At 58.8% G+C, this 12,971-nt stretch carries 7 protein-coding genes, 1 pseudogene and 1 riboswitch; of the genes and pseudogenes, 6 read left to right on the top strand and 2 right to left on the bottom strand.

Annotated elements, in window-relative coordinates:
* Positions 1-616: 616 nt before the first annotated feature.
* The 4 genes and pseudogenes from AC3EML_RS09435 to metE form a co-directional block, all read left to right on the top strand.
* Positions 617-1,927, top strand: a pseudogene (locus AC3EML_RS09435) (serine hydroxymethyltransferase); the annotation flags it as partial.
* 79 nt (positions 1,928-2,006) lie between these two features.
* A complete protein-coding gene (metK, locus tag AC3EML_RS09430) occupies positions 2,007-3,182 on the top strand; it encodes a methionine adenosyltransferase (RefSeq protein WP_352522154.1) in 1,176 nt (391 codons plus the stop codon).
* A 108-nt stretch (positions 3,183-3,290) separates the two neighbouring features.
* Positions 3,291-4,283: an adenosine kinase gene (locus tag AC3EML_RS09425; protein WP_352522153.1), complete on the top strand. Its 993-nt coding sequence runs from the start codon at positions 3,291-3,293 to the stop codon at positions 4,281-4,283.
* Positions 4,284-4,691: 408 nt separating this feature from the next.
* Positions 4,692-4,839: riboswitch (cobalamin riboswitch) on the top strand.
* Positions 4,840-4,933: 94 nt separating this feature from the next.
* Positions 4,934-7,285: a 5-methyltetrahydropteroyltriglutamate--homocysteine S-methyltransferase gene (gene metE / locus AC3EML_RS09420; protein ID WP_352522152.1), complete on the top strand. Its 2,352-nt coding sequence runs from the start codon at positions 4,934-4,936 to the stop codon at positions 7,283-7,285.
* A gap of 437 nt (positions 7,286-7,722) precedes the next feature.
* Here metE and AC3EML_RS09415 read toward each other — a convergent pair whose 3' ends face one another.
* Complete coding sequence (locus tag AC3EML_RS09415; protein WP_023685632.1) at positions 7,723-8,778, bottom strand: cytochrome-c peroxidase; 1,056 nt, start codon at positions 8,776-8,778, stop codon at positions 7,723-7,725.
* A gap of 939 nt (positions 8,779-9,717) precedes the next feature.
* On the opposite strand from AC3EML_RS09415, the gene AC3EML_RS09410 reads away from it, so the two are divergent.
* A complete protein-coding gene (locus AC3EML_RS09410) occupies positions 9,718-10,071 on the top strand; it encodes a hypothetical protein (RefSeq protein WP_023690586.1) in 354 nt (117 codons plus the stop codon).
* A 136-nt stretch (positions 10,072-10,207) separates the two neighbouring features.
* On the opposite strand, the gene AC3EML_RS09405 is transcribed toward AC3EML_RS09410, so the two are convergent.
* On the bottom strand, positions 10,208-11,176 hold the full coding sequence (locus AC3EML_RS09405; protein ID WP_352522151.1) for a glycosyltransferase family 10 domain-containing protein: 969 nt from the start codon (positions 11,174-11,176) through the stop codon (positions 10,208-10,210).
* Positions 11,177-12,365: 1,189 nt separating this feature from the next.
* Between AC3EML_RS09405 and AC3EML_RS09400 the strand changes: the two genes are divergently transcribed.
* Positions 12,366-12,839, top strand: a complete 474-nt coding sequence (locus AC3EML_RS09400; protein WP_023690583.1) for a Ros/MucR family transcriptional regulator — start codon at positions 12,366-12,368, stop codon at positions 12,837-12,839.
* Positions 12,840-12,971 lie beyond the last annotated feature (132 nt).

The following is a 12,971-nucleotide window of genomic DNA, read 5'->3' as shown; positions in this document are numbered from 1 at the left end:
TATTGCAACGTCTGAGGTCAGTGGTTCCAAACCGTGGCCCCGCTTGTCTTCGACTGGCCGAACTGCTTGCAATTTCGGCTAAAGGCAAAAGAACGCCCTTTGTTGTTCGACAGGGCGATATCGGCAGTCGCCACAGCCACCGAGATTTGTCCGGTCGTTGGACAACCTTCAAAAGCTGCGACTTCTGTGGAGGACGCGAATGAGAAATTCGGTAGGACTTGGTCCTGAGCCATGATGACACTGGTTAGTCGCCTACGCATGGCAGCGCATCCTGACCGCCTTCGAATCCTGGGCCTTTGTGCGCATGCGGACCTAACTGTCTGCGAGCTAGCGGAGATTCTGAGCGTGTGTCGAGAGCGGGTTGCGCGACACGTCCGGCTGCTCGCCAGAGCCGACTTTCTTTGCTGCAACGAACAGCCTCCGTGGCGCTCGTACCATCTCAACGCAGGATCCAACGACGGCGGGCTGGTTCAATTATTGGTCGATCTCCTGCCCCATCGCGACGGCTATCATAAACAGGACCTGCAGCGGCTCGAAGCGGTACGAGACACGCGGCCGAAAGGGACCGCGTGCTTGATCGTGAAATAGGTCAATCCAATTGGAGCGCGAAGCTACCATGGACAACTCCGCAGACGGCGCGATCGCACAGCCGGACACCCACGGGCGGTCTTCCTTGGCCGCGGTTGATTGCCGCGTCCACGAGCTGCTTCTGAGACAGGAGCGGCAGGAGCGGACGACCCTCAAGCTCATCGCCTCAGAGAACTTTGCGTCCTCGGCCGTGCTGGAAGCGAACGGCTCGATTTTCACGAACAAGTACGCCGAGGGGTACCCCGGCGCGCGCTACTACGCTGGAAACGAGATCGTTGATGAGCTTGAGGATCTGGCCATTGAGCGCCTGAAAACGCTATTTGGCAGCGAGCATGCCAACGTCCAGCCTTATTCCGGCTCGCCGGCCAACCAGGCTGTCTATCGTGCGCTTTTGAGTCCCGGTGACAAAGTCATGGGCTTGCCCCTTCCGGAAGGGGGCCATCTGACTCATGGTTGGGCCATCAACTTTTCCGGAACTGACTATCAACGCGTGCCCTATGGACTAGATGAAAAGACACAGCAGATTGACTATGACCGCTTGCGCGAGACAGCCAAGCGGGAACGGCCGCGGCTCATTTGGGTCGGCGGAACCGCTTACCCGCGTGTCTTTGACTACGCGGCAATGGCAGAAATTGCCCTGGAAGCGAACTCCTATCTCGTAGCCGACATTGCGCACATCAGCGGCCTGATTGCCGCGGGAGCGCACCCGAATCCCGTGGGCCATTGCGACGTGGTCAGCAGCACGTCCCACAAGTCGATCCGCGGTCCCCGCGGTGGCTTCATTTTGTCAAGGAACGAAGATCGCTATCAGGCCCTGTATCATACAAAGAGCAAATACAATCTCGCCAGACGAATAGACCGGGCGGTCTTCCCTCACCTGCAAGGCGGACCTCACATGAATGCCATCGCTGCGCTAGCGGTTGCCTTGCACGAAGCCGCGAACCCGTCCTTCCGAGGCTACGGCCAACAGACGGTCAAGAATGCCAAGGCTCTGGCACATGCACTGCTTGAGCGAGGTTATGACCTGGTTACCGGGGGGACGGACAATCACATGCTGATCCTTGATCTTCGCGATCGGCCACTATCGGGCAAGGCCTATGCCGAGCGACTAGCAAAGGCAGGAATCATCACAAACTTTAATATGGTGCCTGGCGACCCGCGGCATCCGGCGGTCACAAGCGGAATTCGCCTGGGGGCGCCAGCAGTGACGTCAATGGGCATGCGCGATGTGGAAATGGTGCAAATTGCTGGCTTCATTGACTCCGTCCTCCAGCGGCCAGACGACGAAGATCTCCATGCCTGCGTGCGAAGAGACGTTGCCGACTTGTGCGCTGCGTTCGAGGTCCCGGGCATCTCGACAAGTAAGGTGGGCCAAGCAAAATGCCCATACCACATCCAACATCCGAAGCGAGGTATTCATGGCTAGGCAGTTCGTGTTCTCTTCCGAATCGGTTGGCGCGGGGCACCCGGATAAGTTGGCCGACAACATCTCGGATGCCATCCTCGATGCCATCCTCCGCACAGATCCCGAGGCGCGCGTCGCCTGTGAAGCGTTGGTAAAATCAGGGATAGTCGTTCTGGCTGGCGAGATCACCAGCGATGCCCAGGTGGATTACAGCCAAGTTGCGCGCGATACGATTCTCGACATTGGGTACGACGACGAGGCCGTCGGCTTTGACGGCCGGCGTTGCTCCGTCGTTCATGCCCTCACCGAGCAGTCGCCCGACATCAGCCAAGGCGTTGACGAGGGAAGAGGGCAAGACCTCCAGCAGGGAGCGGGAGATCAGGGCCTCATGTTCGGCTACGCATGCCGCGAAACCGATACCCTGATGCCTTTGCCGATCCAGCTCGCTCATCGCTTGACGAAACGGCAGGCGTATGTCCGGAAGGCACAACAGCTTGGCTGGTTGCGTCCTGACATGAAATCCCAAGTCTCAGTGCGCTATGAGGGGTTGCGCCCGGTCGCCCTGGATACCATCGTCGTGTCGACGCAACATGACGAGCAGGTCTCGCAAGAGACTGTCCGCGAGGGCGTCATTGAGGAAATCATAAAGCCTGTCCTGCCGACCCACCTGGAGACGGAAGGCATCAGAATTCTGGTCAACCCGACGGGGCGGTTCGTAGTCGGCGGGCCGCGCGGCGACTGCGGTCTCACTGGACGCAAGATCATCGTCGATTCCTATGGCGGGATGGGTCGTCATGGCGGCGGCGCCTTCTCGGGCAAGGACCCGTCCAAGGTTGACCGCTCGGCTGCCTATGCAGCCCGCTATGTCGCAAAGAACATCGTCGCTAGCGGACTTGCGGACGTGTGCGAGGTGCAGCTTGCTTACGCAATCGGCGTGGCCAGTCCGGTTTCCGTCATGGTCAACACGTTCGGGACAGCCAGGGTTGAGGAAAGCAGGATCGAGCGCCTCATTCTTGAGTTGTTCGATCTCAGACCGAAAGGCATTATCAAGATGCTTGATCTCTTACGCCCTATATACCGCAATACAGCGACCTATGGCCATTTCGGCCGTGAAGAGCCTGATTTCACCTGGGAGAAGACAGACAGGGCGGACGAATTGCGTCGCGAGGCAGGACTCGCCGCCCCGTGAGAGCCGCCGGCGAACGGATTGGCAAGCGGAAAGCCCATTTCCACCGGGCAGACCCGCGCCTGGCAGGCGTGGCGAGAAGCCGGCTCGGGTTTTTTGGCGGAGACATTGATGCCGGATTATGACGTGCTTTGCATCGGCAATGCCATTGTCGACATCATCGCCCAGTGCGACGAGGCATTCCTCGAGATCAACGGCATCATCAAGGGTGCGATGAACCTCATCGACACCAAGCGCGCCGAGCTGCTCTACAGCCGCATGGGGCCGGCGATCGAGGCCTCGGGCGGCAGCGCCGGCAACACGGCGGCGGGCGTCGCCAGCTTCGGCGGCCGCGCCGCATTCTTCGGCAAGGTGTCGAACGATCCGCTCGGCGAAATCTACGCCCACGACATCCATGCCCAGGGCGTTGCCTTCGACACCAGGCCGCTCGAGGGCCAGCCGCCGACGGCGCGCTCGATGATCTTCGTCACCCCCGACGGCGAGCGCTCGATGAACACCTATCTCGGCGCCTGCATCGAACTCGGGCCGGAAGACGTCGAGGCCGACAAGGCGTCGGGCGCCAAGGTCACCTATTTCGAGGGCTATCTGTGGGATCCGCCGCGCGCCAAGGAGGCGATCCGGCAGACGGCGAAGCTCGCACACGAGGCCGGGCGCGAAGTGTCGATGACGTTGTCTGATTCGTTCTGCGTCGACCGCTACCGGGACGAGTTCCTCGAGCTGATGCGCTCGGGCACTGTCGACATCGTCTTTGCCAACAGCCACGAGATCAAGTCGCTCTACCAGACAAAATCCTTCGACGAGGCGCTGGCGGCTATCCGCAAAGACTGCAAGATTGCCGCCGTCACCCGCTCCGAAAAAGGCTCAGTGATCGTGCGCGGCGACGAGACCGTCACCATTCAGGCGACGACGATCCGCGAACTGGTCGACACCACCGGCGCCGGCGACCTCTATGCCGCCGGTTTCCTCTACGGCTACACCTCGGGGCGCAGCCTGAAGGATTGCGGCGATCTCGGCTCGCTGGCCGCCGGGCTGGTGATCCAGCAGCTCGGGCCACGGCCGCGGCAGAATCTGCGCAGCGAGGCGGAAGGGGCTGGGTTGCTGTAGATGCGCCGGCAACTAACCAGCCGCCCTACTGACGCGATGACCGCAGTGGCGGAACTGTGTCAAAGCTCGCTGATAGCGACAGCCATTCGCTTCGGAGAACTGACCCATGCTGCTGCCGTGAAGCTCGCTGGAGGAGCGGTGCAAGGCGTGCTTGCCATGACGGCATTCACCGTCATCCAGATCGTCACCAGCATTTTCCAGAAGCTCAGCTTGGGGAAGGCCAGTAAGGTTCCTGAGGTAACGGAGAACTCGCGGCGTCCGTCGGACTTGACTTGCGATCACGTCCCACGATGCCGAATGCGGGCAGCAGACTGAATATTTCACAATGCTAGACAAAGGCGTAAAAGCGCGATCACATAACTACATAAACATTTCGTTATGCGTCATTGACAAAAGAGCGAACTGCTGTGATTGTCTGCGTGTCGTGGTTCTCGCGTGCGGCGCTGCCGCAGCGGAGCTAAGAGGGAAGCCGGTGCGATGCCGGCGCTGCCCCCGCAACTGTTAGCGGCGAGCCAACCCCGCGAGCCAGGAGGCCTGCCACGCGAATTACGTCCACGGGCGGGGTGTCTCGGTGGCCGCTGCAACCCGGCGTTGATGCCGGCCTGCTAGCGCCTTCCTTGTCACCGACGCCCCAATCACCGGGGTATGACATGACTGTCTCTCAGCAAATTCCTGTAGCAACGCTCGGCGTGCCGCGCTTCGGTCGTCGGCGAGAACTGAAATTCGCGCTTGAAAGCTACTGGTCCGGAACATCGTCCGCTGGCGACCTTCTCACGACGTCGAAGGCGCTCCGTGCCGCTAGCTGGGAAGAGCAGCGCGATCGCGGCGTGTCGAAAATCCCGTCGAACGACTTCTCGCTTTACGACCATGTGCTCGACACCGCAGCCATGGTCGGGGCCGTTCCGTCCCGTTACGGCTGGAATAGCGGCGAGGTCCCACTTGACATCTACTTCGCAATGGCGCGCGGCAACCAGGGTCAGACGGAGGATTGTGGACACGCTGGTTACCAGGAGGAGGCTCATGGACCTGGTGTAACCGCGATGGAAATGACCAAGTGGTTTGACACCAACTACCACTACATTGTGCCGGAACTCGATGATGATCAGACGTTCGCCCTCTCGTCATCGAAGCCGGTCGATTACTTCCTCGAGGCTAAAGCTCTCGGCATTCACACACGCCCAGTCATCCTTGGACCCATCACCTTCCTCAAGCTGGCGAAATCGCCTGCCGAGGGGTTCGGTCCCATCGCTCTCCTACCGCGGCTGCTGCCGGTTTACGAGCAGCTTCTGGAGAGGCTGAAGCTGTCGGGAGCCGACTGGGTGCAGATCGATGAGCCAGCGCTTGTCCTCGATCTGAACCCGAACGAACGAGCTGCGTTCGAATTCGCCTATGGCCAGCTGTCGAAAGCCGCGCCCGAGCTGAAGATCATGCTGGCTACGTATTTCGGGTCGCTGGGAGACAATCTCGAAACCGCGATTTCTCTGCCCCTGGCCGGCCTGCATATTGATCTCGTGCGCGCTCCCGAGCAGCTGGAAACGGTGGCTCGGCTCGCTCCGAAGGATCTGGTGCTCTCGCTTGGCTTGATCGATGGCCGCAACGTCTGGCGTGCGAACCTGCCCGCCATTCTCGACCGCATCAAACCGATCGTCGCCGGCTGGCCCTTGGACCGCGTCGAGATCGCGCCTTCTTGCTCGATGCTGCATGTGCCGATTGATCTGCGCATGGAGACGGAACTCGACGCGGACATCAGGTCGTGGCTCGCCTTCGCGGCCCAGAAGACCGACGAGCTGGTCTTGCTGGCCCGGGCCCTGTCCCAAGGCAGGGATGCGGTGGCAGGCGCGTTGAAAGCGTCTGCCGAGGCTGCCGCCACGCGCGTGACATCCACGAGGATCCATGACCCGCTTGTTCAGGGGCGGATCGCTAGCATTCAGGACAGCGCGAAGCGACGAGAGAGCGCTTTTGGCGAGCGCTCCAGAGTCCAGGCCGGCTCACTCGGGCTGCCGCCGTTCCCGACGACGACCATCGGGTCCTTCCCGCAGACGCCGCAGGTACGCAAGGCGCGGGCCGCTCATGCGAAGGGCCAGCTGAGCTATGTCGACTATGAGACGTTCCTGAAGAAGGAGATCGAGGCTGCAATTCGCTGGCAGGAAGAGATCGGGCTGGACGTGCTGGTGCATGGTGAGTTCGAGCGAAACGACATGGTACAGCATTTCGGCGAGCAGTTGTCCGGCTTCGCGCTCACCCAGCATGCCTGGGTACAAAGCTATGGGTCGCGCTACGTGCGTCCCCCCATCATTTTCGGCGACGTATCGAGGCGCAATCCGATGACAGTGCGCTGGTGGCAATTCGCCCAGTCGCTTACGGAAAAGCCCGTGAAGGGAATGCTCACAGGCCCAGTCACCATTCTCAACTGGTCTTTTGTTCGCGACGACGTACCCCGCTCCGAAGCCTGCCGCCAGATCGCGCTCGCCATCCGCGACGAAGTGACGGATCTCGAAAGATCCGGCGCAAGGATGGTCCAGATCGATGAGGCCGCGTTTCGCGAAGGATTGCCACTGCGCCAATCTGACTGGAAAGTCTATCTCGACTGGGCTGTCGAATGTTTCCGGATCGCTTCAACGGGTGTAAAGGACGCGACTCAAATTCATACCCACATGTGCTATTCGGAGTTCAACGAGATCATTCACGCGATCGCTGGAATGGATGCGGATGTCATTTCGATTGAGACGTCGCGCTCGAAGATGGAACTGTTGGACGCCTTCACGAGCTCCAAATATCCGAACGAAATCGGTCCTGGCGTCTATGATATTCACTCACCACGCGTCCCGGAAGTCGGCGAGATTTCGGACTTAGTCATGCTTGCCCGCGAGCGACTGTCCGACGGCCAACTGTGGATAAACCCGGACTGTGGCCTCAAAACACGCAAATGGGAGGAGGTCCGCCCTGCCCTCATTAACATGGTCGCTGCAGCACGCGCGCTCCGGCAGAAAGTGCAGGCGTGAGGCCTCTCTTCCTCACCGTGTGGGGAGTTGCCGGCTGGCGGATGTCGGCCGGGAATATGCCAAACCGATCACACTCTTGGAAATGAGCCACTCGGCGCAAATGTGCAATTTCCTACGGCACGTGTCTTAATCCCGCAGAAATATAAATGTGGCACTACGCTATAACATCGGTTCCTTGGGGAAATACAGGCCCCGCGCCTCGAACAAATCGGACTGGCGTCGTTTCTCAAAGTAGACTGCTTGGCGCGTTCGCTCAGGCAGCGACAATATATGGTGCTGCGTCTGTCCGCCCCCAGTTGATCGCGCAGACTACGGGCGAGGTGGCAGGGTTCGGGTATCGCTAGCGTCCCGCCAATTCGGAGATGGACGTCGCAATTCGTGTCGCCAAGTAAAAATCGCCAATCATTTTCGATTGCAAGTCCGCAGCCAGTTGGCCCTTATTTTCCTGAGATCTGCGTTACAGGCCGGGGCGTTGTCGCCGTTTCTGAGGGTAAGATGGGATAGGCGACGTCAGGTGCCTCTCCGGTCAGCGAGTTGAGGAAGGCAACAAGCAGGTCAACTTCTTCGTCCGCCAGTACTACGCCGAGCTGGGTGGTCCCCATAATGGCGACGGCCTGTTTCAGATCCCAAACCTTGCCCGAATGAAAGTATGGCGCGGTGAGTGCAACGTTGCGCAGCGGCGCCACGCGGAAGACATAGGAATCGTCGGCTGCATTGGTGACCTCAAATCGGCCCTTGTCTTTGTCCGGCAGGACTTCGGCGCTGGGCCGTTCCACGAGGCCGAATGGGTAATAGGCTTGCCCACCAACGTTGATGCCGGCATGGCAGGACGAGCAGCCTTTGTCCATGAAAAGCACTAGGCCCTGTTTCTGTTCGGAAGTCATGGCAACCTCATCACCATTCAGGAAGCTGTCGAACGGGGCAGGTGTGACCAGTGTCGCCTCGAAGGCTTCGATCGCCTTGGCGAAGTTGTCGAAGGTGACCCGATCGGCTTCAGCCGGAAAAGCTGCATCGAACCACTCGACATATTGCGGCATGGACTTGAGAGTGGCGATGAGTTGGCCCGGTGTATTGGCCATTTCGATCCCGGCTTGGACCGGTCCCTTCGCCTGAGCCTTCAGGTCTTCGGCACGACCATCCCAGAACTGGGCGATGTTGAAGACAGCGTTCAGTACAGTCGGCGCGTTGCGCTGTCCCTTCTGCCAACCATGGCCAATCGAGGTTTCGTGATTGTCGTCGCCGCCGGTGGCCAGGTTGTGGCATGAATTGCACGACAAGACGCCTGACGCCGAGACGCGTGGATCGAAGAACAGTGCCTTGCCGAGAGCGATCTTTTCCGGGGTGATCGGGTTGTTGGCGACTGTCGGCGTGGTGGATGGCAAAGCCGTGAAGGTGGCCAATGCCGTATCTCTGAGGTCGGTGGGGATCGAATCCGCAGCAAAGGCGGTGGGTGCCAGCAAGGTGACAGCCATCGTACTGAATAGGATTTTCATAATTGGTCTTCCTGCGTCGTCCACGCAGCCATTATGCGATCTGCGGCTCATGAACGCCCTGAGCTAGATCAGCTTGAGGGAGAGGACGGGGTCTCACACCTGTTTTCGCAGCTGAGCTGGGACCCTCTTGGAAGCGATCGCTCTTCTCGATTGGACTTCAGGGAGGAGGAGTATCCCTGGTTGGCAACCGGTTTTATGCATCAAAGCACGCCCTGAGGGCGGCTTCGTAGATTCGGTCACTGCGATCTTTCAGCCAAGGTTGAGAAAGTCACAGCATGCGCAAGACTGGCAATCTCTTGCACGAGGTGCGCTGCACGCCTTGCGAAAAGTGAGCTTCTGAACCGTCAGGGTTCATTCGTTGCGTGAATTGGCCTTATCGACACACGCCGACTGCACATTGTGATGTCACCAGCGATGGCGGTTTCAATACCTAAGCAGCGACGGTCTATGTGACAGTATGGATGTCGTATCGGAATAGGCGTTCCGCCTTTGTGGACCGTCACACCGGCATATAGCTCCGCTTCCACGAACATCCCATCACGCGAGGAAAGACATGGCCAACACGCGCAGTATCGCCAATCTAGCCCTTTGTGTCGACGGCGCCGCGATCGAGCAGGTCCACCCGCTGTAACTGCCTCACCTTGATCCACAGATCCTAGGCGCTGACCAGTTTGTCGTCATCATTTGACGGGCGGGGGGCATTGGCCCATAAGCGAGCCAACGCAAACTGTGCGGTTGCCAATGCGTAATGAAGTGAATTGCAATGATCTTCGGTTTGCGAAACACGCACTTCCGACGCAGCTTGCGTTGACAGAGGCGCTTTTAGGCGCAATAGCACTTCCGCTGGCCTATTTTGTGGAGTTCAACTGTGGTTCGGCCAAGGGCGCGGGGCGCCGGACCGGCCCCTTGTAAACCTAATCAAAGAGAGAGAGACCCTGCATGGAAGAAATCTTACCGCGCATCGCCACTGGTGCCGGCATCGGCCCGGCTCTCGCAGAGAAGGCCGTTGGGTTAATGCTGGGGTTCCTGCGGAGCCACGCGGCCGACGGTCCCGGCGCGCGCATGATCGAGGCCATTCCGGGAGCTTCGGAATTAGTAGCGAAGTATCATGGCGACGACCCAGAGGGTGGCGGCCTTATGGGGCTCGGGCAGCAATTGATGGGTGAGGGTCTCAGCATGGCAAAGATCGCCGCCCTCGCCAACGAGACGATCGCCTGCGCCAAGGAACATGCCGGCGACGAACTCGTGGACGAGGTCCTCAATTCCGTTCCTGGCCTTCCCCAGTTCGTCTGATCAGCGGCAGCCGGGGCGCATGACCTTGTGCGCCCGTGCCGGCCCGTCTGCGCAGCAGGCATTCTCCGCCGAGCGTTCCGCACCGATCTCGCCAGACCACCAACCGCTGGGCACGCGAATCGCGCGTTGGAGTACTTCATTCGTCTATCGAAAAATCAACTTCAGGCGATTCGATGTGTATAATTTCTGGCGGTAAGGGTTTATCCTGAACGCTTTCGATGAAGCCCGCGAGATAAGCAAACGTATTGTATTTCTCGAGGACTAGCCGTTTCGCCTCTCTTATTGCGCCGCGACGTTCCTTCCAGAGGTCTGAGTTGATGATTTCTTGAATTTTTTGGATTACGTTCTTGTCCTCTGGGTCAATCAGAACCATAGAGTCCGAAGGGAAGAACCTCGTGATTGCCGGGCTGCCGTAATAGATCGGCATTGTTTCAGCGACGAAGCAGTCCATAAGCTTCTCTGTAAAATAGTAATCAGCACGAGTATTCTCGAACGCTATACTGTAACGATAAGGTGCGAGCGCGTTCCATTTATCTCCAATCAGCCGAAAACCTCGGCCGAACAGGTCAAAATCGAGCTCCTTTCTTAGCCGTTCCAGAAACGCCAGCCGATACCGATGTCCTTTAAGCAGGGCGATGTTACTGGTAATCCATGAGAGCCGAAGTGGCTTATCCATGACTTCGCTGACCAGAAGTTGGTCATATGTCTTGTTTACAGACCAAGACCGAGTGATCGGTGGAGACAAAACGAATCGGCGAGCTGCATTCTGCCGAGCAACCAGCTCTGCGTCAGACGTCAGGACGATAGTATTTTTCCCCTGCCCTTCATGAAATGCACGATGAGCTTTCGTCGGCGGTTCGCCGATTGCAAAAATTGTCCTGTTTGGGCTCGCCTCGATATCAACAGGGAGCCCAAAAAGAGAAGCAGAGTTAAAGACAATATGCCAATCGGGCACGAAGGATGTCGTGCGTACAAAAGCGACATTGTTCCAGATTCCACTGCCCTTTGGAGTGAGCTGGTGGATTGCATCATCCAAAACGCCCCAAGAATCTAGACATGTAGCAACAATGGGCGCCGGGCGTTCCGTCAACAATTTGGCCGACAAGCAGTTCCACTCCCTTCACTCGTGAAGGTACTCAATCGCCATTCAGGATTGCGGTAACATCGGGCAGCATAAACCTTCCGAGACCTGCTGTCGAGGCAATTGTCGCTTTGCACTTGACCAGGTTCTTCCTCGCTTCGTGTGGTGATTAGGCCGGCTGAGTGGCAGCATGCGTGCCTAAGGAGTTCGCAGCCGGCGCTGCCTAATGGTACGTTTGATCGTCTTCAGGCGGTTGATCAGCCCTTCCGCTTCGGCCGTTCTCCACGGCAGTTCAATGGCATCGCGAACGGAGTCACGGCGTAGGACCAGACCGAAACGCGTGATGGCAATGAGCCGGGTGACGCCAAGTCGATCGAAGTGCCGAGCTTGCCCAACTCACAGGCCCCGCAAAATGCCGCGGAAGGGCATGGCAAACCTGCGCATAGTGGCAAACTCATGTCATCCCTGCTTCAGGACGTCGACCTTTCTGGCCTGGTTGATCGTCAGCACATCCGGAGGCTTCATGCAGAGGGCCTCGGCGACTACCGGCGAGATCACACGGCCGGTCGCGGCATTCTGTATGAGGACGCGTCGCTGGCTGGTTGATGCGTATGATTGATGCAGGCGGCTCACTGTCCTTGCCCGGCCTCTCGGCGCGGCGCCAACTTGCGAGAAGCCGCTCCAGATTCGAGAAGCTGCCGGTCGCCGCGCTGTTTGATATCGTGGAACAGGTGTCATCCGCAGCCATTGCCGCCTCTCCAGGACCGGCTAAGAAACGCCTCGAAATACATTGATGTCCTAGGTTTATCAGCGGCGGTTCCCAGCCCCTTGCAAGAGCGGCTCACCGGCGATGAACTTACATCACTTTGGCCGTTGCCAATGAACGTTTGTTCCATCGTCCCTGACGCCCACCATCAAGCGACCACTATCGCTCGATTTCACAGTCCAAAGAAGCAAAGCGCGACAAAAACAGCGCGCTTAGCCTCGAGGCTACTAGGAACTTCGGCGCAAAGTTAGAGCGGAACGCGCCACGCACCTCGGCAGGGTCGCCAACAACGAGTGGCTCAGCGGTCACAACGCGAAATATGGCGCATCGATGTCGCTTCTGGACGAGCATTGGCAATAACGCAGTCAGAGACATTGTTGCTTTCAGCGGCAACCGGCCCTATGAAGCGACGCTTCGCTGACTATGTTTCACCGCCTGGAGAGTTTCATGACAGAAGAAGCCGGAAAAAACGTCGACACCCTCATTGAGCTTGCCGCCGACGTCGTGTCGGCCTACGTGTCCAACAATCCGATCCCGGTGGGGGATCTCCCTGCCCTCATCGGCCAAGTGCATGCGGCTCTGAGAGCGACGGCCGGAGGTATCCCTGCACAAGAGCCGGTTGCCCTTACGCCCGCAGTCCCGATCAGGAAGTCGGTGACACCGGACTACATCATCTCCCTTGAAGACGGGAAGAAATTCAAATCTTTAAAGCGCCATCTGTCGACCCACTATGGGCTGACGCCGGGTGAATATCGGGCCAAATGGGGCCTGCCGGTGGATTATCCCATGGTGGCGCCGAACTACGCCGCGAAGCGTTCGTCACTGGCGAAATCGATGGGGCTCGGCCGCAAACCGAAAGCGCCGAAAGAGCCGGAAGCGCCGGTGCCGACGAAGCGAACTCGCAAGAAGGTCGCGGCTTGATTGCGGCAATTGAAATCCCTTCTGCAGCGTTGCAGCCGTCGGCTTAATCGTCGCATAAAAAAGGCGGGGCCAACCCCGCCTTCCTTTCCAACAACTTGTTTCATGAGGAATTCGCGACCCATGCAGCAATCT

It is taken from the genome of Mesorhizobium sp. P170090 (genome assembly GCF_057786115.1).
The sequence above is the reverse complement of the archived record's forward strand: the minus strand, read 5'-3'. Positions and strand labels throughout refer to the sequence as shown.